10 protein-coding genes, 1 tRNA gene and 3 rRNA genes are annotated in these 21,876 nt (G+C 66.2%); 3 read left to right on the top strand and 11 right to left on the bottom strand.

Translation table 11 applies throughout. The features are described 5' to 3' along the window. Positions 1-50 precede the first annotated feature (50 nt). Both WJM95_RS24555 and WJM95_RS24550 read right to left on the bottom strand, forming a co-directional pair. Entirely contained in the window at positions 51-734 is a 684-nt protein-coding gene (locus tag WJM95_RS24555) for a response regulator (RefSeq protein WP_339131959.1), read from the bottom strand. A 333-nt stretch (positions 735-1,067) separates the two neighbouring features. Beyond that, positions 1,068-6,560, bottom strand: a complete 5,493-nt coding sequence (locus WJM95_RS24550) for a HAMP domain-containing protein (protein ID WP_339131958.1) — start codon at positions 6,558-6,560, stop codon at positions 1,068-1,070. A gap of 388 nt (positions 6,561-6,948) precedes the next feature. On the opposite strand from WJM95_RS24550, the gene WJM95_RS24545 reads away from it, so the two are divergent. Continuing rightward, positions 6,949-9,696, top strand: coding sequence for a SpoIIE family protein phosphatase (locus WJM95_RS24545; RefSeq protein ID WP_339131957.1), 2,748 nt, complete (start codon positions 6,949-6,951; stop codon positions 9,694-9,696). A gap of 152 nt (positions 9,697-9,848) precedes the next feature. On the opposite strand, the gene WJM95_RS24540 is transcribed toward WJM95_RS24545, so the two are convergent. From WJM95_RS24540 to thyX, 8 genes are all read right to left on the bottom strand, one after another. Next, positions 9,849-9,921 (bottom strand) — tRNA-Thr (locus tag WJM95_RS24540). Positions 9,922-10,004: 83 nt separating this feature from the next. After that, a complete protein-coding gene (locus WJM95_RS24535; RefSeq protein ID WP_339135808.1) occupies positions 10,005-10,667 on the bottom strand; it encodes a DegT/DnrJ/EryC1/StrS family aminotransferase in 663 nt (220 codons plus the stop codon). Positions 10,668-10,780: 113 nt separating this feature from the next. Continuing rightward, positions 10,781-10,897, bottom strand: a 5S ribosomal RNA gene (rrf, locus tag WJM95_RS24530). An 89-nt stretch (positions 10,898-10,986) separates the two neighbouring features. Next, positions 10,987-14,107, bottom strand: a 23S ribosomal RNA gene (locus tag WJM95_RS24525). Between the two features lie 315 nt (positions 14,108-14,422). Then, positions 14,423-15,948: ribosomal RNA gene (locus WJM95_RS24520) — 16S ribosomal RNA — on the bottom strand. The 16S, 23S and 5S rRNA genes sit together here, the layout of an rRNA operon. 517 nt (positions 15,949-16,465) lie before the next feature. Continuing rightward, entirely contained in the window at positions 16,466-18,151 is a 1,686-nt protein-coding gene (locus WJM95_RS24515; protein ID WP_339131956.1) for a ribonuclease J, read from the bottom strand. A 132-nt stretch (positions 18,152-18,283) separates the two neighbouring features. Beyond that, the gene (dapA, locus tag WJM95_RS24510; protein WP_339131955.1) at positions 18,284-19,183 is read right to left on the bottom strand and encodes a 4-hydroxy-tetrahydrodipicolinate synthase; all 900 of its coding nucleotides are present in this window, start codon (positions 19,181-19,183) and stop codon (positions 18,284-18,286) included. Between the two features lie 211 nt (positions 19,184-19,394). Beyond that, positions 19,395-20,135, bottom strand: coding sequence for an FAD-dependent thymidylate synthase (gene thyX / locus WJM95_RS24505; protein WP_339131954.1), 741 nt, complete (start codon positions 20,133-20,135; stop codon positions 19,395-19,397). A gap of 299 nt (positions 20,136-20,434) precedes the next feature. Here thyX and WJM95_RS24500 point away from each other — a divergent pair, with 299 nt between their 5' ends. Continuing rightward, entirely contained in the window at positions 20,435-20,698 is a 264-nt protein-coding gene (locus tag WJM95_RS24500) for a hypothetical protein (protein ID WP_339131953.1), read from the top strand. Positions 20,699-20,788: 90 nt separating this feature from the next. Further along, entirely contained in the window at positions 20,789-21,346 is a 558-nt protein-coding gene (locus WJM95_RS24495) for a hypothetical protein (RefSeq protein ID WP_339131952.1), read from the top strand. Between the two features lie 69 nt (positions 21,347-21,415). On the opposite strand, the gene WJM95_RS24490 is transcribed toward WJM95_RS24495, so the two are convergent. Further along, positions 21,416-21,868: a hypothetical protein gene (locus WJM95_RS24490; RefSeq protein WP_339131951.1), complete on the bottom strand. Its 453-nt coding sequence runs from the start codon at positions 21,866-21,868 to the stop codon at positions 21,416-21,418. Positions 21,869-21,876 lie beyond the last annotated feature (8 nt).

Raw genomic sequence — 21,876 nt, 5'->3', positions numbered from 1 at the left:
ACGCTTCCTCACGCCCTCGCGCGGTCCGCGCAAGGCTTCCTCACGGGGCCTCAGCCCTGGGACGGCACCGAGGGAGCGCCACTGCCCGTGCCCGGCTCCAGCGCGTCCAGCGCCCTGCGCAGACCGGTGAGTTTGCGCTCCAGATGGGCCGCGGTCGCCACGGCCGCGGCGTCCGCGGAGTCGTCGTCGAGCTGCTTGGACAGTGCCTCGGCCTGCTCCTCGACGGCCGCGAGGCGCGCGGAGAGTTCGGCGAGGAGTCCGGCCGGCTCCTTGGACTCGCCGAGCGCCGCCTTGCCGCCGCCCTCCAACTGGAGCCGCAACAGGGCCGCCTGCTCACGGAGCTGGCAGTTCTTCATGTAGAGCTCGACGAACACCGAGACCTTCGCGCGCAGCACCCACGGGTCGAAGGGCTTGGAGATGTAGTCCACCGCGCCGGCCGCGTACCCCCGGAAGGTGTGGTGCGGGCCGTGGTTGATGGCGGTCAGGAAGATGATCGGGATGTCCCGGGTCCGCTCCCGCCGCTTGATGTGCGCGGCGGTCTCGAATCCGTCCATGCCCGGCATCTGAACGTCCAGCAGAATGACCGCGAAGTCGTCCGTGAGCAGCGCTTTGAGCGCTTCCTCCCCGGACGATGCCCGTACCAGTGTCTGATCGAGCGCGGAGAGGATCGCCTCCAGCGCCAACAGATTCTCCGGCCGGTCATCGACCAGGAGGATCTTGGCCTTCTGCACCATGGCCCGCCCTCCTCGCCCCGGCATGGGGCCTCCCCTGTCCGCAGGACTTGGGGAAGCGCCGGGCGCCGCCCCAGGGGACGACTCCCTTGCGCCGCCCGTCCTTGTGCCGGTCATGCTAGCCGCACCCCGCCCGTCGCCACACCCTGTCACCGTGATGTCACTGTGCACGTAGCAGAAACGCGGCAGGGGACCAGAAGGTTCCCCGTATCCCGCGCTTCTACACGGCTTCGGGCACAGTCAGTCATCCGACGCGGGGCCGTCCGAAACGGCCGTGCCGCACGGTGTTCCGGTGTCCGGCACACCGTGACGGCCCGCGTCACTCCCCCGAGTGTGTCACCCCTGGCGCATCCACTGCGCCATCACCGAGAGCAGATGATCGGGATCGACCGGCTTGGTCACGTAGTCGGAGGCACCCGACTCGATCGCCTTCTCCCGGTCGCCCTTCATGGCCTTCGCCGTGAGCGCGATGATCGGCAGCCCCGCGAACTGCGGCATCCGCCGGATCGCCGTGGTCGTGGCATAGCCGTCCATCTCGGGCATCATGATGTCCATCAGAACGACCGTCACATCGTCGTGCTGCTCCAGGACCTCGATGCCCTCGCGGCCGTTCTCCGCGTACAGCACCGAGAGCCCGTGCTGTTCCAGGACGCTGGTCAGGGCGAAGACGTTGCGGATGTCGTCGTCGACGATCAGGACCTTCTCGCCCTCGAAGCGGATGCCCCGCCCCTGCTGCGTTCCCGCGTCCTGCTGTCCGGCCGCCCACGGCTCCTGAGCGGCCCCCGCACTCCCCTCCTGCTGCCCGGCCGCGTCCGCGCGCTGCTCGGCCGTCGGCAGTGCCCTGCGTCGCCTCCTGAACAGCGCGGCGGGCCCGTTCTGGGCGTCCTGGTACGACTTCACCTCGGCCGGCATCCCGATGCTGCGCAGCTCGGCCTCGGAGGCCAGCAGCTCACCCGCCTCCATCGTCGGCGCGAGCTGCCCGTACCCCTGCGGCGGCAGTTCGCTCGGGTGCAGCGGCAGGTACAGGGTGAAGGTGGAGCCGCGTCCCGGCTCGCTCTGGGCGTAGATCTCGCCGCCCAGCAGCCGCGCGATCTCCCGCGAGATGGAGAGGCCGAGCCCCGTACCGCCGTACTTGCGGCTCGTCGTGCCGTCCGCCTGCTTGAACGCCTCGAAGATCACCCGCATCTTGCTCGCCGCGATCCCGATGCCGGTGTCGGTCACGGAGAACGCGATCAGATCGGCGTCCGCGTCCCGCAGCGAACCCGACTCCAGGAGCTGCTCGCGGATGGCCACCGGCACATCCGCGCCGGCGGGCCTGATCACCAGCTCGACCGCACCGGAGTCGGTGAACTTCACCGCGTTGGACAGCAGGTTGCGCAGCACCTGGAGCAGCCGCTGCTCGTCGGTGTGCAGCGTGGCGGGCAGCTCGGGCGAGACCCGCACGGAGAAGTCGAGCCCCTTCTCCGCGGTCAGCGGCCGGAAGGTCGCCTCCACGTAGTCGACGAGCTGGACGAGCGCGATCCGGGTCGGCGACACGTCCATCTTGCCCGCCTCGACCTTGGACAGGTCGAGGATGTCGTTGATGAGCTGGAGCAGGTCGGAGCCCGCGCCGTGGATCGTCTCGGCGAACTCCACCTGCTTGGGCGTGAGGTTCGTGTCCGCGTTGTCGGCGAGCAGCTTGGCCAGGATCAGCAGCGAGTTGAGCGGGGTGCGCAGCTCGTGCGACATGTTCGCCAGGAACTCGCTCTTGTAGCGCATGGAGACCGCGAGCTGCTCGGCGCGCTCCTCCAGGACCTGCCGCGCCTCCTCGATCTCGGTGTTCTTGACCTCGATGTCGCGGTTCTGCTGGGCCAGCAGCTCGGCCTTGTCCTCCAGTTCCGCGTTCGAGTCCTGGAGCGCCTTCTGCCGGTTCTCCAACTCCGCGGACCGCTCGCGCAGTTGCTCGGTGAGCTCCTGCGACTGCCGCAGCAGAACCTCCGTCTTGGTGTTGACCGAGATGGTGTTGACGCTCGTCGCGATCATCTCCGCGATCTGGTTCAGGAAGTCCTTCTGGATCTGCGTGAACGGCGTGAACGACGCCAGCTCGATCACCCCGAGGACGGTCCCCTCGAAGAGCACCGGGAGCACGATGACCTGGGCCGGAGGGGCCTCGCCGAGCCCGGAGGAGATCTTCAGATAGCCGCTCGGCGCGTTCTCCACGAGGATCGTGCGCTTCTCCTGCGCGGCCGTCCCGATCAGCGCCTCGCCGGGCCGGAACGAGGTCGGCATGGAACCCATCGAGTAGCCGTACGACCCGAGCATGCGCAGCTCGTACGCCTCGTCGTCCTCGGTGCCCGCGTCCTTGCCGTCGACCAGCGGCATCGAGAGGAAGAACGCGCCGTGCTGGGCCGAGACCACCGGCGTCAGCTCGCTCATGATCAGCGAGGCCACGTCGTCGAGATCGCGCCGGCCCTGCATCAGGGCGGAGATCCTGGCGAGGTTGCCCTTCAGCCAGTCCTGCTCCTTGTTGGCGATGGTGGTGTCGCGGAGGTTGGCGATCATCTTGTTGATGTAGTCCTGGAGCTCCTGGATCTCGCCGGAGGCGTCCACGTCGATCTTCAGGTTCAGGTCACCCCGGGTCACCGCGGTCGCCACGCGCGCGATGGCACGCACCTGCCGGGTCAGGTTCCCGGCCATCTCGTTCACCGACTCGGTGAGGTCGCGCCAGGTGCCGTCGACGTCCCGGACCCGCGCCTGACCGCCCAACTGCCCTTCCGTGCCCACCTCCCGGGCGACCCGGGTGACCTCCTCGGCGAACGACGACAGCTGGTCGACCATCGTGTTGATGGTGGTCTTGAGCTCCAGGATCTCGCCGCGCGCGTCGATGTCGATCTTCTTGGTGAGATCGCCCTTGGCGATGGCCGTGGTGACCATCGCGATGTTGCGGACCTGGCCGGTCAGGTTGGACGCCATCCCGTTCACCGACTCGGTGAGGTCCTTCCACGTCCCCGCGACTCCCGGGACGTGCGCCTGACCGCCGAGGATGCCGTCCGTGCCCACCTCGCGGGCCACCTTGGTGACCTGCTCGGCGAACGAACTCAGCGTCTTCACCATGGTGTTGAAGGTGTCGGCGAGCTGCGCGACCTCGCCGCTCGCCTTGATCGTCACCGTCCGGGTCAGGTCGCCGTTGGCGACGGCCGCCGCCACCTGCGAGATGTTCCGCACCTGCATGGTCAGGTTGTAGGCCATCAGGTTGACGTTGTCGCTCAGGTCCTTCCAGATGCCCGTGACCCCGGGCACCCGCGCCTGACCGCCCAACTGGCCCTCGGTGCCCACCTCGCGGGCCACCCGGGTCACCTGCTCGGCGAACGAGGAAAGCTGGTCGACCATCGTGTTGACGGTCGTGACCAGTTCGAGGATCTCGCCCTTGGCGTCGACGGTGATCTTCTTCGACAGGTCTCCCATGGCGACCGCGGTCGTGACCTCGGCGATGTTGCGCACCTGGCTGGTCAGGTTGTTGGCCATGAAGTTCACGGACTGGGTGAGGTCCTTCCAGGTGCCCGAGACACCCTGCACCTCGGCCTGCCCGCCGAGGATGCCCTCGGTGCCCACCTCGCGGGCCACCCGCGTCACCTGCTCGGCGAAGTTCGAGAGCTGGTCCACCATCGTGTTGAGGGTGTTCTTCAGCTCCAGGATCTCGCCGCGCGCGTCCACGTCGATCTTCTGCGACAGGTCACCGCGGGCCACCGCCGTCGCGACCTGCGCGATGTTGCGCACCTGGGCGGTGAGGTTGCCGGCCATGCCGTTCACCGAGTCGGTCAGGTCGCGCCACACACCGGCGACACCGGGCACCTGCGCCTGCCCGCCGAGCCGGCCCTCCGTACCCACGTCACGGGCCACCCGGGTCACCTGGTCGGCGAACGCGGAGAGCTGGTCGACCATCGTGTTGATGGTGTTCTTCAGCTCCAGGATCTCGCCGCGCGCGTCCACGTCGATCTTCTGCGAGAGATCACCCCGGGCGACCGCCGTGGTCACCTGCGCGATCTGCCGTACCTGCGAAGTCAGGTTCCCCGCCATGAAGTTGACGGAGTCCGTGAGTTCCTTCCAGGTGCCGGACACACCGTCCACCCGGGCCTGTCCGCCGAGGCGGCCCTCCGTGCCCACGTCACGGGCCATCCGCGTCACCTGGTCGGCGAAGCTCGACAGCTGGTCCACCATGGTGTTCACGGTGACCTTCAGCTCCAGCATCTCGCCGGCGACCTCGACGGTGACCTTCTGCGACAGATCGCCGTTCGCGACCGCGGTGGTCACCTGGGCGATGTTGCGCACCTGGCCGGTCAGGTTCTGGAACGCCGTGTTGACGGAGTCCGTCAGGTCCTTCCACGTTCCGGCCACTCCCGGAACCTGTGCCTGGCCGCCCAGTTCACCCTCGACGCCGACCTCGCGCGCCACCCGCGTGACCTCGACACCGAACGACGACAGCTGGTCGACCATCGTGTTGACGGTGTTCTTCAGCTCCAGCATCTCGCCGGCGACCTGGACACTGACCTTCTGCGACAGGTCACCGTTGGCCACGGCGGTCGTCACGGCCGCGATGTCACGCACCTGGGTGGTGAGGTTCCGGAAGACCGTGTTGACGGAGTCCGTCAGGTCCTTCCACGTCCCCGCCGCCCCCGGAACGTTCGCCTGACCGCCGAGCCGGCCCTCGCCGCCCACCTCGTTGGCGACACGCGTGACCTCGTCGGCGAACGTCCGCAGCGTCTCGGTCATCTGGTTGATCGTCTCGGCGAGCTGCGCGACCTCACCGCGCGCGGAGACGGTCACCTTCTGCGACAGGTCACCGCTCGCCACCGCCGTGGTCACCTGCGCGATCCCGCGCACCTGGGCCGTCAGGTTCCCGGCCATGAGGTTCACCGAATCGGTGAGGTCCTTCCACACACCGGCCACACCGGGCACCTGGGCCTGACCGCCCAGCTCACCCTCCGTACCCACCTCGCGCGCGACACGGGTCACCTCGGAGGAGAACGAGGACAGCTGGTCGACCATCGTGTTGACGGTGTTCTTCAGCTCCAGCATCTCGCCGGCCACATGAACGGTGACCTTCCGCGACAGATCACCCTTGGCGACCGCCGTCGTCACGAGAGCGATGTCACGCACCTGGGCGGTGAGCCGGTACGCCATCGTGTTGACCGAGTCCGTGAGGTCCTTCCACGAACCGGACATACCGCGGACCCGGGCCTGACCGCCCAGCTTGCCCTCCGTGCCCACCTCGCTGGCCACACGCGTGACCTCGTCGGTGAACGTCGACAGCTGGTCCACCAGGTTGTTGACCGTTCGGCCGACCTTCAGGAACTCACCGCGCAGCGGATGCCCGTTCCCGTCGGCCGCCTGCGCGCGCAGGTCCATGCGCGGCGACAGATCGCCCTCCGCGACCGCGGACAGTACCCGGCCGACCTCGGAGACGGGTCGTACGAGATCGTCCACCAGCGCGTTCGACGCGTCGATCGCGGCCGCCCAGGCGCCCTCACCGGCGCCCGCCTCCAGCCGTTCCGTGAGTTTTCCCTCACGGCCCACCACACGCCGTACCCGCGACAGCTCACCCGTCAGGTGCATGTTGCGGTCGGCGACCTCGTTGAAGACGGCCGAGATCTCGGACATCACGCCGTCGCCGGAAACAGTGAGCCGCTTGCGGAAGTTGCCGTCCCTCATCGACACCAGGGCCGCCAGCAGCCTGTTCAGGGCCGCCGTGTCCACCTCGGTGGTGCCGGTGTGCGGTGTGCGCCCGCTCTTCAGGGACTGTCCGCCTTTCGCGCGCGTCCTACCGCCCCGCGTCGCTGCGCCAGACTCCACTGTGTCCCTCCCGCAAGGGTCGACCGATACTGCTCGGCGTACTCGGGTACTTCTTCTCGTGGTGCACGGGAGGCATCCGACCTGCCCGGACCTACTACCTGGAGCCTGCCCAGTGTTTCACCCCGGCCGAACCAGGCCATAACAGTTCGGCAGCTTCGCACATCGTCCGCACACGTCGGGGCAGCACTCCAGTCCTGGCCGGAGGCAATCACACCCACGTGTCCGAACGGAAACACCGCACTCTTCAAGACGGAAACACCCGTGACCGGCATCCGCAGGGGCCGCGAAGGTAAGTAACCTTGCAAGCGGCTGTCCAGCCGTGCCGGTCCCGTCCGGCCTGGGCGGTGGCACGAGTACGAGCGGGCAGGCATCGGAGGGGCACCGCACCATGACCACCGGACTGCATCCTGGAGGGACACCCCAGGATCCCCGGCCGACAGGGCACCACGCTCTGCCCACACAGGAGCGGGCGGGCCTCGGAGCCTCGCATGCCGACGACCGGACAGGGAGTTCTGTGATCACCGCGCGCGCGGCCGCCAGTTTCGAACCCGTGGGACGGTCCGTCGCGACCGCCCGCTCGTTCGTCCGGGACACGCTCCAGGGCTGGGGCTTCGCCGACATCGTCGACGACGCCGTCGTACTGACCAGCGAACTGGTCACCAATGCCGTCGTGCACGCGGGCACCTCCGCCGACGTTCTGTGTCTGCGCAGCGACGACGGCGTACGCATCGAGGTGGCGGACCACTACCCCGAACGCGAGATCCCACTCCAGGCCACGGCCGTCAACATGGGCAGCCCCGACCGCGAAGGCGGCCGCGGCCTCCAGCTGTGCGCGGCCCTCGCCCGCCGCTGGGGTGTCGAGTACACCCCCACCCACAAGCAGGTCTGGTTCCAGCTCGACCTCCCCGAGCGCGCGGTCGGCACCCGAACCGCCGGCCCCTCGCTCCCCGCGGACCTCCTCCCCCTGGCCGACGGCCGCGTCCGCGTGGCGGTCATCCAGATCGACCGCACCGGCGCGATCAACGCCTGGAACGAGGACGCCGAGGAACTCTTCGGCTACGCGGCCGAGCAGGTCACCGGCAAACCCCTCACCGACCTCGCGGCCTGGCCGCACACCCCCGGCACCGGCACCGGCATCGTCGAGGCCCTCCAACTCTCGCGCTGGGAAGGCAGTTACGGCGTCCGCTGCGCCGACGGCCGGGTCACCCCGGTGTACGCCTCGCACCTGCGCGTCCGCGACACCGGCGGCGAGCCCTCCACCGTCTGCCTCCTGGTCCGCGACTACGAACGCGCCGTCCTCCAGACCCCGTTGCGCGGACCCGCCTCCGACTCGGGCTCCCACACGGAAGGCCAGGCAACGGACCCGTTCGAGGTCTTCATCGGATCGCCGGCCCCCGACGACCTCGACGGCCTCCTCCAGCGCACGGTGGAACGGGCCCGCGACATGCTCGACGGAGACTCCGCCTTCCTGCTCCTCGCGACCGACGACGAGACGGAGTTGGAGGTACGCGCCTCCACGGGCCTGCCCTCCGCGCGCCAGCGCTTCGCCCGCGTCCCCGTCGAGGCGGGCCCCGGCCGCTACGGCTCCGCCCGGATGCCCGCCGTCCACGAGGACCTGACGGTCGTCCCCGGCGCCGTACCGCTCCTCGGCGGCACCGGCATGCGCTCGGTCGTCACCGTCCCGCTGAAGGTCGAGGGCCGCCTCACCGGCTCCCTGGGCGTCGCGGCCGAAGCGCCCGGACGCTACTCCAACGAAGAGGCCCTGCGCCTCCAGTTCGCCGCCGACCGCATCGCCCTGGCGGTGGAATCGGCCCGCCTCGGCGAGCTGGAACGTCTGCGCCGCGGCTCCCTGTCCTTCCTCGTCGAGGCCTCCGACCTGCTCGCCGGCACCCTGGACCGCGACCAGACCCTCGCCCTCATGGCGCAGATGACGGTCCCGACCCTGGCCACCTGGTGTGCCGTCTACACGATCGCCGACCAGGCCTCCGATCCGTACCTCTCGTACGTCCTGCACGAGGACGAGGAACTCATCGACGGCCTCAAGGCGTTGCTCTCGAAGATCGCCCCGCCGGACCCCGTGCCCACCCCGGGCGCCCGCGTCTGGGCGGCCCCCGCCGCGGCCGCCCACGACGCCGCCCTGCGGACCTCGATGCGCAGCCTGGGCCTCCGCGGACAGCCGTCGGTGAGCTCCGGCATCGGCACGACACTCGCGACGGCCGCCGCGGTCGGCGGCGAGACCGTGGTCCTGCCCCTGGTCGCCCGCAACCGGGTCATCGGCATGCTGACCCTCGGCAAGCCGTCGGACGAGCACTTCCGCCAGGAGATCCTGGAGTTGGCCGAGGACCTCTCCCGGCGCGCGGCCCTCGCACTGGACAACGCCCGTCTGTACTCGGAGCGCACGGCCATCAGCCAGTCCCTCCAGCGCAGCCTCCTGCCGCCGGAACTCCCGCAGATCGAGGGCGTCGAGGTCGAGGTCATCTACCGCGCCGCAGGCGAGGGCAACGAAGTCGGCGGCGACTTCTACGACCTCTTCCCGATCCGCGACGGCGCCTACGGCTTCGCCATCGGCGACGTCTGCGGTACGGGCCCGGAGGCGGCGGCGGTCACCGGCCTGGCCCGGCACGCGCTGCGCCTGCTGGCCCGCGAGGGATACGGCGGCCCCGCCGTCCTGGAGCGGCTGAACTCCGCGATCCTCGACGAGGGCGCCCGCAGCCGCTTCCTGACCCTCCTCTACGGCGAGCTGTGGCCCCAGGAGGACGGCAGCGCCGTCCTGAAGGTCGTCTGCGCCGGCCATCCGCTGCCGTTGCGGCTGCGCCAGGACGGCACGGTCGAGCCGGCCGCCGAACCGCAGCCGCTCCTCGGGGTGATGGAGGACCTGGAGCTGTACGAGCAGAGGGTCACGCTCGATCCGGGCGATGTCCTGCTGTGTGTCACGGACGGCGTGACGGAGCGCCGCGAGGGCACCCGCATGCTCGGTGACGACGGCCTGGCCGACGTCCTCACCACGTGCACGGGGCTGACGGCCGGCGCCGTCGCCGCGCGCATCATGCGCGCGGTGGAACGCTTCGCCTCCGACGCCCCGTCGGACGACATGGCGATCCTGGCGATGCGCGTCCCCGGTCTCCAGAAGGACTGAGATCCGGCGGTCCGACGCCCCTGGGACGTGTGTCCCGGGGGCTCAGGTCGCCTCGGCCGCCGGGATACGCGCCTCGGCGCCCCGGGATATGCGAAAAGACTCCCGACATGCGAAAGGCCCCCGCCCACAAGGGCGGAGGCCTTTTCTTTCTGAGCCCCCCAACGGAATCGAACCGTTGACCTTCTCCTTACCATGGAGACGCTCTGCCGACTGAGCTAGGGGGGCCTGTCGCTTTCGAGGTTTCCCTCGCGCCAACAAGAGAGATCATACCCTGAATTGGGCCGTGCTCCCAACCCGTCCGCCGCTGATCAGAAGGCGGGTTGCAGCAGTCCGCCGAGCGCGTTGCACGCGGAGACGATCCGCTGCATCTCTCGCTTCGTCAACGTCCCGTCCACGGGCAGCGAAAGGGTCTCGTCTGCGGCCCGCTCGGTCTCGGGAAGCTGTACGTCCCGGCGGAACCCGGGCAGACGGTGCACGGGGGTCTTCACCGGAACCCGGCACTCGACTCCCCTGGCCCGTACGGCCCTTGCGAAGGCGTCGCGGTCCGGCCGGCCGTTGCCGGGCACGCGCACCACGTACTGCTGGTAGGTGTGCCCGTCCCCGCCGGCCGGTGTGTGTACGCCACTGAGCCGGCTGTCGAGATACGCGGCCCGCTCCCTGCGCTGCGCGATCTCGTCGTACGGCGCCTCGGACTCCCCCTGTTCGAGCACCAGCAGCTCATGCCGCTGCCCCAGGTCCCGCAGCCGCGCCAGGTCGGCGGTGCGGCCGAAGCGGTGCACGACAACGAGGGCCGCCGTCTGGGGAGTTATGACCGCCTGCACCGCCGAGGGGTCCAGGCAGTACGTGGCCGGGTCTATGTCGGCGAAGACGACGGTGGCGCCGGCCTCGGTGACGGCGTCGGCGACCTCCACGTTCCCGAAGGCCGGTACGACGACCTCGTCACCGGCTCCGACGCCCGCGGCTCTGAGCATTGCAGCAGTACCCATGGTGCGGATCCTGGTCGCGCAACGTGAACTCGAAGTAAAGCAAAACAAAAAAGAGCTGGTCCCCGAACCGAAGTTCGGGGACCAGCTCTTCAAAATTTGTTCGGCGGCGTCCTACTCTCCCACAGGGTCCCCCCTGCAGTACCATCGGCGCTGTGAGGCTTAGCTTCCGGGTTCGGAATGTAACCGGGCGTTTCCCTCACGCTATGACCACCGAAACTCTATGAAACTGTCAACCGCACCACGCTCTGTGACAAACGTGGGGTTGTTCGTGGTTTCAGAACCAACACAGTGGACGCGAGCAACTGAGGACAAGCCCTCGGCCTATTAGTACCAGTCACCTCCACCCGTTACCGGGCTTCCAGATCTGGCCTATCAACCCAGTCGTCTACTGGGAGCCTTAACCCCTCAAGGGGGTGGGAATACTCATCTTGAAGCAGGCTTCCCGCTTAGATGCTTTCAGCGGTTATCCCTCCCGAACGTAGCCAACCAGCCATGCCCTTGGCAGGACAACTGGCACACCAGAGGTTCGTCCGTCCCGGTCCTCTCGTACTAGGGACAGCCCTTCTCAATATTCCTACGCGCACAGCGGATAGGGACCGAACTGTCTCACGACGTTCTAAACCCAGCTCGCGTACCGCTTTAATGGGCGAACAGCCCAACCCTTGGGACCGACTCCAGCCCCAGGATGCGACGAGCCGACATCGAGGTGCCAAACCATCCCGTCGATATGGACTCTTGGGGAAGATCAGCCTGTTATCCCCGGGGTACCTTTTATCCGTTGAGCGACGGCGCTTCCACAAGCCACCGCCGGATCACTAGTCCCGACTTTCGTCCCTGCTCGACCCGTCGGTCTCACAGTCAAGCTCCCTTGTGCACTTACACTCAACACCTGATTGCCAACCAGGCTGAGGGAACCTTTGGGCGCCTCCGTTACTCTTTAGGAGGCAACCGCCCCAGTTAAACTACCCATCAGACACTGTCCCTGATCCGGATCACGGACCCAGGTTAGACATCCAGCACGACCAGACTGGTATTTCAACGACGACTCCACCCGAACTGGCGTCCGAGCTTCACAGTCTCCCAGCTATCCTACACAAGCCGAACCGAACACCAATATCAAACTGTAGTAAAGGTCCCGGGGTCTTTCCGTCCTGCTGCGCGAAACGAGCATCTTTACTCGTAGTGCAATTTCACCGGGCCTATGGTTGAGACAGTCGAGAAGTCGTTACGCCATTCGTGCAGGTCGGAACTTACCCGACAAGGAATTTCGCTACCTTAGGATGGTTATAGTTACCACCGCCGTTTACTGGCGCTTAAGTTCTCAGCTTCGCCACCCCGAAGAGTGACTAACCGGTCCCCTTAACGTTCCAGCACCGGGCAGGCGTCAGTCCGTATACATCGCCTTACGGCTTCGCACGGACCTGTGTTTTTAGTAAACAGTCGCTTCTCGCTGGTCTCTGCGGCCACCCCCAGCTCATGGAGTAAATCCAATCACCAGTGATGGCCCCCCTTCTCCCGAAGTTACGGGGGCATTTTGCCGAGTTCCTTAACCATAGTTCACCCGAACGCCTCGGTATTCTCTACCTGACCACCTGAGTCGGTTTAGGGTACGGGCCGCCATGAAACTCGCTAGAGGCTTTTCTCGACAGCATAGGATCATCCACTTCACCACAATCGGCTCGGCATCGGGTCTCAGCCTTAATGTGTGACGGATTTGCCTATCACACGGCCTACACCCTTACCCCGGGACAACCACCGCCCGGGATGGACTACCTTCCTGCGTCACCCCATCACTCACCTACTACAGGTCTGGTCCGTCGGCTCCACCACTCCCCTTTGCCCGAAGGCTCCGGGGCGGCTTCACGGACTTAGCATCGCCTGGTTCGATGTTTGACGCTTCACAGCGGGTACCGGAATATCAACCGGTTATCCATCGACTACGCCTGTCGGCCTCGCCTTAGGTCCCGACTTACCCTGGGCAGATCAGCTTGACCCAGGAACCCTTAGTCAATCGGCGCACACGTTTCTCACGTGTGTATCGCTACTCATGCCTGCATTCTCACTCGTGAACCGTCCACCACTGCCTTCCGGCGCGGCTTCACCCGGCACACGACGCTCCCCTACCCATCACAGCGGGCGTTGGCCCTATTGCTGCAATGACACGACTTCGGCGGTACGCTTGAGCCCCGCTACATTGTCGGCGCGGAATCACTAGACCAGTGAGCTATTACGCACTCTTTCAAGGGTGGCTGCTTCTAAGCCAACCTCCTGGTTGTCTCTGCGACTCCACATCCTTTCCCACTTAGCGTACGCTTAGGGGCCTTAGTCGATGCTCTGGGCTGTTTCCCTCTCGACCATGGAGCTTATCCCCCACAGTCTCACTGCCGCGCTCTCACTTACCGGCATTCGGAGTTTGGCTAAGGTCAGTAACCCGGTAGGGCCCATCGCCTATCCAGTGCTCTACCTCCGGCAAGAAACACACGACGCTGCACCTAAATGCATTTCGGGGAGAACCAGCTATCACGGAGTTTGATTGGCCTTTCACCCCTAACCACAGGTCATCCCCCAGGTTTTCAACCCTGGTGGGTTCGGTCCTCCACGACCTCTTACAGCCGCTTCAACCTGCCCATGGCTAGATCACTCCGCTTCGGGTCTTGAGCGCGCTACTGAATCGCCCTATTCGGACTCGCTTTCGCTACGGCTTCCCCACACGGGTTAACCTCGCAACGCACCGCAAACTCGCAGGCTCATTCTTCAAAAGGCACGCAGTCACGAGGCAAGCACAAGTGCTTGCCCGACGCTCCCACGGCTTGTAGGCACACGGTTTCAGGTACTATTTCACTCCGCTCCCGCGGTACTTTTCACCATTCCCTCACGGTACTATCCGCTATCGGTCACCAGGGAATATTTAGGCTTAGCGGGTGGTCCCGCCAGATTCACACGGGATTTCTCGGGCCCCGTGCTACTTGGGTGTCTCTCAAACGAGCCGTTGATGTTTCGACTACGGGGGTCTTACCCTCTACGCCGGACCTTTCGCATGTCCTTCGCCTACATCAACGGTTTCTGACTCGCCTCACAGCCGGCAGACTGTGAAAGAGAGATCCCACAACCCCCCAAGCGCAACCCCTGCCGGGTCTCACACGCTTGAGGTTTGGCCTCATCCGGTTTCGCTCGCCACTACTCCCGGAATCACGGTTGTTTTCTCTTCCTGCGGGTACTGAGATGTTTCACTTCCCCGCGTTCCCTCCACATACCCTATGTGTTCAGGTATGGGTGACAGCCCATGACGACTGCCGGGTTTCCCCATTCGGAAACCCCCGGATCAAAGCCTGGTTGACGGCTCCCCGGGGACTATCGTGGCCTCCCACGTCCTTCATCGGTTCCTGGTGCCAAGGCATCCACCGTGCGCCCTTAAAAACTTGGCCACAGATGCTCGCGTCCACTGTGCAGTTCTCAAACAACGACCAACCACCCATCACCCCACTGAAAACCAGTGAGTGTACTGGGGCCGGCACTGAAGGCAGCCATGATCGGCCGTACCTTCAGACACCCAACAGCGTGCCCGACACCCTCGCCACTCGTGATCAGCTTTCCACGCTCCGAAGAGCAGTACTGGCAGCCCGAGATGACTGAAAGTGCCGAATAATCAACGTTCCACCCATGAGCAACCACCGTCGAACGTGTGCCGACGTAATGGCCCTGGACCACCGAGCAAGCCCGGCGGCCTAGATGCTCCTTAGAAAGGAGGTGATCCAGCCGCACCTTCCGGTACGGCTACCTTGTTACGACTTCGTCCCAATCGCCAGTCCCACCTTCGACAGCTCCCTCCCACAAGGGGTTGGGCCACCGGCTTCGGGTGTTACCGACTTTCGTGACGTGACGGGCGGTGTGTACAAGGCCCGGGAACGTATTCACCGCAGCAATGCTGATCTGCGATTACTAGCAACTCCGACTTCATGGGGTCGAGTTGCAGACCCCAATCCGAACTGAGACAGGCTTTTTGAGATTCGCTCCGCCTCACGGCTTCGCAGCTCTTTGTACCTGCCATTGTAGCACGTGTGCAGCCCAAGACATAAGGGGCATGATGACTTGACGTCGTCCCCACCTTCCTCCGAGTTGACCCCGGCAGTCTCCTGTGAGTCCCCATCACCCCGAAGGGCATGCTGGCAACACAGAACAAGGGTTGCGCTCGTTGCGGGACTTAACCCAACATCTCACGACACGAGCTGACGACAGCCATGCACCACCTGTACACCGACCACAAGGGGGGCACTATCTCTAATGCTTTCCGGTGTATGTCAAGCCTTGGTAAGGTTCTTCGCGTTGCGTCGAATTAAGCCACATGCTCCGCTGCTTGTGCGGGCCCCCGTCAATTCCTTTGAGTTTTAGCCTTGCGGCCGTACTCCCCAGGCGGGGAACTTAATGCGTTAGCTGCGGCACCGACGACGTGGAATGTCGCCAACACCTAGTTCCCACCGTTTACGGCGTGGACTACCAGGGTATCTAATCCTGTTCGCTCCCCACGCTTTCGCTCCTCAGCGTCAGTAATGGCCCAGAGATCCGCCTTCGCCACCGGTGTTCCTCCTGATATCTGCGCATTTCACCGCTACACCAGGAATTCCGATCTCCCCTACCACACTCTAGCTAGCCCGTATCGAATGCAGACCCGGGGTTAAGCCCCGGGCTTTCACACCCGACGTGACAAGCCGCCTACGAGCTCTTTACGCCCAATAATTCCGGACAACGCTTGCGCCCTACGTATTACCGCGGCTGCTGGCACGTAGTTAGCCGGCGCTTCTTCTGCAGGTACCGTCACTTTCGCTTCTTCCCTGCTGAAAGAGGTTTACAACCCGAAGGCCGTCATCCCTCACGCGGCGTCGCTGCATCAGGCTTTCGCCCATTGTGCAATATTCCCCACTGCTGCCTCCCGTAGGAGTCTGGGCCGTGTCTCAGTCCCAGTGTGGCCGGTCGCCCTCTCAGGCCGGCTACCCGTCGTCGCCTTGGTGAGCCACTACCTCACCAACAAGCTGATAGGCCGCGGGCTCATCCTTCACCGCCGGAGCTTTTAACCCCCACCCATGCGGGCAGGAGTGTTATCCGGTATTAGACCCCGTTTCCAGGGCTTGTCCCAGAGTGAAGGGCAGATTGCCCACGTGTTACTCACCCGTTCGCCACTAATCCCCACCGAAGTGGTTCATCGTTCGACTTGCATGTGTTAAGCACGCCGCCAGCGTTCGTCCTGAGCCAGGATCAAACTCTCCGTGAATGTTTACCGGTAATCCGGTGGAACACACACGAGAGCGGAACCAGAGGGAGGAATAATCCCTCGGTTCACAGCGTCCTCGCTGTGCGCCTACCCCAAAGGGGCAGGACTTTTTCAAAGGAACCTCGCCCCAGCCATGATGGCTGGAGACGGGGTATCAACATATCTGGCGTTGATTTTTGGCACGCTGTTGAGTTCTCAAGGAACGGACGCTTCCTTTGTACTCACCCTCTCGGGCTTTCCTCCGGGCGCTTCCCTTCGGTCTTGCGTTTCCGACTCTACCAGACCGTTTCCGTATCCGATTTCCTCGGCGCTTTCCAGGTTTCCGCTTTCGCGTTTCCCTTTCCGGCGACTCCGACTTTATCAGATTCTCTGAGTCGGAATTCCCGCCCCGTTCGGGGACCGGCTCCGAGGCACGAGGCTTCGGGTTTCCCGTTCAGGCGGAGACGTAAACGTACTGGAGCGGGCCGCCCCGATGCAAATCGAGGCGGCCCGCTCCTGGTCACGGCCTGACGAGAGGTCAGACCTCGACGACGACCGGAAGGATCATCGGGCGCCGGCGGTAGGTGTCGGACACCCACTTGCCCAGCGTGCGACGGATCAGCTGCTGCAACTGGTGGGCCTCGACCACACCGTCCTGGGCCGACCGCTCCAGCACTTCGGTGATCTTCGGGATGACGTCGGCGAAGACGGCGTCGTCGATGCCCGAACCGCGTGCCTGCACGTGCGGGCCGCCCGTGAGCTTGCCGGTGCTGGCGTCCATCACCACGAAGACCGAGATGATGCCCTCGTCGCCGAGGATCTTGCGGTCCTTGAGCGTGGGCTCACCCACGTCACCGACGGAGAGACCGTCGACGTAGACATAACCGGCCTGGACCTTGCCCGAGATCTTCGCCTTGCCCTCGACGAGGTCGACGACGACGCCGTCCTCGGCGATCACGATGCGGTCGTGCGGGACACCGGTCAGGGCACCCAGCTCGGCGTTGGCGCGCAGGTGGCGCCATTCGCCGTGGACCGGCATCAGGTTCCGCGGCTTGCAGATGTTGTAGAAGTACAGCAACTCGCCCGCGGAGGCGTGACCCGAGACGTGCACCTTGGCGTTGCCCTTGTGGACGACCTTGGCGCCCCAGCGGGTCAGGCCGTTGATCACGCGGTAGACCGCGTTCTCGTTGCCCGGGATCAGCGACGACGCCAGGATCACCGTGTCGCCCTGGACGATCCGGATCTGGTGGTCGCGGTTCGCCATCCGGGACAGGGCCGCCATCGGCTCGCCCTGGGAACCCGTACAGACGAGGACGACCTCGTGGTCCGGCAGGTCGTCGAGCGTCTTGACGTCGACGACCAGGCCCGGCGGAACCTTCAGATAGCCGAGGTCGCGCGCGATGCCCATATTGCGGACCATCGAGCGGCCGACGAAGGCGACCCTGCGGCCGTACTCGTGGGCCGTGTCGAGGATCTGCTGGATGCGGTGCACATGGCTGGCGAAGCTCGCCACGATGATCCGCTTGCTGGCACCGGCGAACACCTGGCGCAGCACGTTCTGGATGTCGCGCTCGGGCGGGACGAATCCCGGGACCTCGGCGTTCGTGGAGTCCGAGAGGAGAAGGTCGATGCCTTCCTCGCTCAGCCGGGCGAACGCGTGCAGGTCGGTGAGGCGGCCGTCCAGCGGGAGCTGGTCCATCTTGAAGTCGCCGGTGTGGACGACCATGCCCGCGGGGGTGCGGATGGCGACCGCGAGGGCGTCCGGGATGGAGTGGTTGACCGCGACGAACTCGCAGTCGAAGGGACCCACGCGCTCACGGTGGCCCTCGGCCACTTCGAGCGTGTAGGGCCGGATGCGGTGCTCCTGGAGCTTGGCCTCGATGAGCGCGAGGGTCAGCTTGGAGCCGATCAGCGGGATGTCCGGCTTCTCGCGCAGGAGGAACGGGACGCCGCCGATGTGGTCCTCGTGGCCGTGCGTGAGCACGATGCCCTCGATGTCGTCGAGGCGGTCTCTGATGGACGTGAAGTCCGGCAGGATCAGGTCGATTCCGGGCTGCTCCTCCTCGGGGAAGAGCACTCCGCAGTCGACGATCAGGAGGCGGCCTCCGTACTCGAAGACCGTCATGTTCCGGCCGATCTCGCCGAGGCCGCCGAGCGGGGTGACCCGCAGGCCGCCCTTCTGGAGGGCCGGCGGTGCGCCGAGTTCAGGATGCGGATGACTCAAAAGACTCTCCTCACCACGCACGCCACGTACCTCGCGAGGCACGTGGCGTGCGTGACGTTCGTGCAGTAGCTGTTGTGTGGGGTGCAGGCCCATGGCCTGCGGATCATGCGTATTCAGTTGTGAAGTCTGTGGTTAGAGCTCTACCCCGCCGGCGCCAAGATCGATCTTGAGCTGGGTGGTCTCCTCGGGCGACAGTTCGACCATCGGGGCGCGGAGCGGACCGGCGGGCAGGCCCTGGAGGGCGAGCGCGGCCTTGGTCGTCATGACGCCCTGGGTGCGGAACATGCCGGTGAAGACGGGAAGCAGCTTCTGGTGGATCTCTGTGGCCTTCTGGACGTCCCCCGAGAGATACGCGTCGAGCATCGCGCGCAGTTCAGGGGTGACGACGTGACCGACCACGGAGACGAAGCCCACCGCGCCGACGGAGAGCAGCGGCAGGTTCAGCATGTCGTCGCCCGAGTACCAGGCGAGGCCGGAGCGGGCGATCGCCCAGCTGGCTCGGCCGAGGTCCCCCTTGGCGTCCTTGTTGGCGACGATACGCGGGTGCTCGGCGAGTCGCACCAGGGTTTCGGTGTTGATCGGTACGCCGCTGCGGCCGGGGATGTCATAGAGCATGACCGGCAGTTCGGTCGCGTCGGCGATGGCCGAGAAGTGGCGGTACAGGCCCTCTTGCGGGGGCTTGTTGTAGTACGGCGTGACGGTGAGCAGGCCGTGCGCGCCGGCGCGCTCGGCGTCGCGGGCGAGCTCGATGCTGTGGCGGGTGTCGTTCGTGCCGACGCCGGCGACGATGTGGGCGCGGTCGCCCACCGCCTCCAGCACGGCCCGCACGAGCTCCGATTTCTCCGCGTTGCTGGTGGTCGGGGACTCACCGGTGGTGCCGTTGATGATCAGGCCGTCGTTGCCTGCGTCCACCAGGTGGGTCGCGAGCCGCTGAGCGCCGTCGAGGTCGAGTCCGCCGTCCGCCGTGAAGGGCGTGACCATGGCGGTGAGGACCCGCCCGAAGGGGGTCTGCGGAGTGGAGGTCGGAGCCATGGGTAATACGCTACTCGCTGCTCACCGCGTGGTCTGCCGTCGGGGGGCACGACAAAGCATGACAAAGGTGGAACCCGGCACTGCCTGCTCGGGGGTTCAAGCAGTGCCGGGTCCGTTTGATCAGGCTAGATGAACTTCTCGAAATGCCGCAATACGGACACTTCGCTCGGCTGATCCGTACATCTGTGCCGGACCGGTGCGCGGTGGCGTGTTACGGCGCCACGCGCCCGTTGGCGTTGTAGGCCGCGTGCGTGAGAGGCATGAGCCGGGCCCACTCGGCCTCCATCTTCTCGGCGACCATCTCGATCTCCCGCTGCGGGAACGACGGCACCTTGGCGAGCTCGTGCTGGGTGCGCAGCCCGAGGAAGTGCATCAGGGAACGCGCGTTGCAGGTGGCGTACATCGAGGAGAAGAGACCGACCGGCAGGGTGGCCCGGGCGACCTCACGGGCGACGCCGGCGGCCAGCATCTCCTGGTAGGCGGCGTAGGACTGCCGGTAGGACTCCTCCATGGCCGCGGTGACGGTCCGGTGCTGCTCCGCGGTGCCCTGGACGAACTCGTACTTGCCGGGACGCCCCTGCTGGACCAGCTTGCGGTCCTCGCCAGGAACGTAGAAGACCGGCTCCAGCTCCCTGTAGCGGCCCGACTCCTCGTTGTACGACCAGCCCACGCGGTGCCGCATGAACTCGCGGAACACGAAGATCGGGGCACTGACGAAGAAGGTCATCGAGTTGTGCTCGAAGGGGCTGCCGTGGCGGTCCCGCATCAGGTAGTTGATCAGACCCTTGGAGCGCTCCGGGTCCTTCTGAAGCTCCTCCAGCGACTGCTCGCCTGCGGTGGAGACACGGGCGGCGAACAGCACGTCGGCGTCGGAGGCCGTGTGCTTGATCAGCTCGACGGTGACATCGCTGCGGAAGAAGAGCTTGAAGTCGTCGGCCGGGTTGTCGGTCACGGTGCGGAGGGTCCTTCCCATCACTGGCTCGGGCGGCGACCACTCTACGGCTCGGCATCCGCCCCGCCGGACCCAACCGGGCGTTCCGTGCGGGCCGCGACATTCATCGGCGAACTTCGGCGAATTCGGTGATTCCGGGCACCTCTTGTAACGTTCGCCCGTCTGTATGAGTGAGAGCGATGCGTTCGAGCGGTTCGCGTCGCTTGTCATCGGATCACCCCCGGTCGCCCGGATCACCCCGGACGTCCGGTTCACCGGGCCACCGCGTCCGGCAAGCCCCCAGAGGAGAAGCACCGCCCATGTCCCTCCCCCAGCCACCGCCGGGAGGTGCCCCCAGCGCGCCCGTCCCGTTCGCCTTCACCGCCGAAGCCGACCAGTTCCTCAGCAATGTCGCTCCCCCGCCCCGCGAGCGGTCCTCCGCCGGGCAGATAGCCGGCCGGCTGCTCTTCGGTCTCACCCTGATGGCCGGGCTCGCCGGAGCCCTGGTCCTCGGAATGCCCGCCCTGTCACAGGATGGGTCACCTGCTCAGACGCAGCATTCCGTGGCGTCGGACGGCCGCTGACCCTTCCGGCCCCCCAAGGGTGGTGAGCACGCAACCGGCTCGATAACCTCACCGGGCACAGCCCATGCGTGGATCGAGTGAGGATCAGTCGTGCCCCTGCCCTTTTTGACGGCGGACCGCGCCTTTGACGAGACGGCGGAGGATGTCGCGCTGCCCTTCGACGACCGCGACCGCTGGCGGCGCCCCTACCGCCCCGGCCCGTGGCGGGTGGGCGCGGCCGCGCTGGTCCTGCTGCTCGCCTCGTACGTGCTCGTCGCGGCCGTGATCATCGCCGTCGCCGGGACGCTGTCCGGCGCCGCCGCCTGCATGGCCGCCGCGACGGCCGTCATCCTGTGCGCGCTGCGTCTGCTGCGCATGGGGGTGTGGGTCAGCGCCCGTGGAGTGCGCCAGGTGGGCTTCTTCGTCACCCGGACGACGCCGTGGAAGCGGGTCGTGGCGGTGCGCACGGCCCAGCAGCCGGTGCGCTGGCTGGGGCTGCCGCGCACGGTGCAGGGCCAGGCCCTGACCCTGGTGACCGCGGACCGCTCCCCCGGGGACGTACCGCCGCTGATGACCACGCACAACGCCGACTTCCTGGCGCGTGCCGAGGCCTTCGACCGGGCGGCGGACGTCGTCGAGGTGTGGGCCGACGAGTACCGCCGGGCCTGAGGCCGGGACATCACGAAAGGGGCCGGTCCGCGCGTGTGCGCGGACCGGCCCCTTCGTCATGCGTGCTGATCAGGCCTCCAGGGTCCTGCCCTCGTGGAGGGCGATGGCCCGTTGCATGGCCTTGCGGGCGCGCGGGGTGTCCCGGGCGTCGTGGTAGGCGACGGCGAGCCGGAACCAGTTGCGCCAGTCGTCCGGGGCGTCCTCGGTCTCGGCCTTGCGGCGGGCGAAGACCTCGTCGGCCGAGTCGCGGTCGATACGGCCGCCCTCGGTGCGCCGCAGCTCGTCCACGGGCAGTCCGCCCTCGGAGTCGAGCACGGCGGCGAGCCTGTTGGCCTTCCGGACGAACTGCGTGTTCTGCCAGAGGAACCAGACGCCGATGACCGGCAGGATGAGCACCGCGACACCGAAGGTGACGGTGATCAGGGTGCCGTTCTGGATGAGCAGCACCCCCCGGCTGCCGACCAGGACGAAATAGACGACCAGGACGGCGGCCGTGATGGCATAGGTGATCTTCGCGCGCATGTCTGCCG

Source organism: Streptomyces sp. f51 (assembly GCF_037940415.1).
Taxonomy (GTDB): Bacteria; Actinomycetota; Actinomycetes; order Streptomycetales; family Streptomycetaceae; genus Streptomyces.
This window is presented reverse-complemented; position numbering and strand designations above follow the sequence as displayed.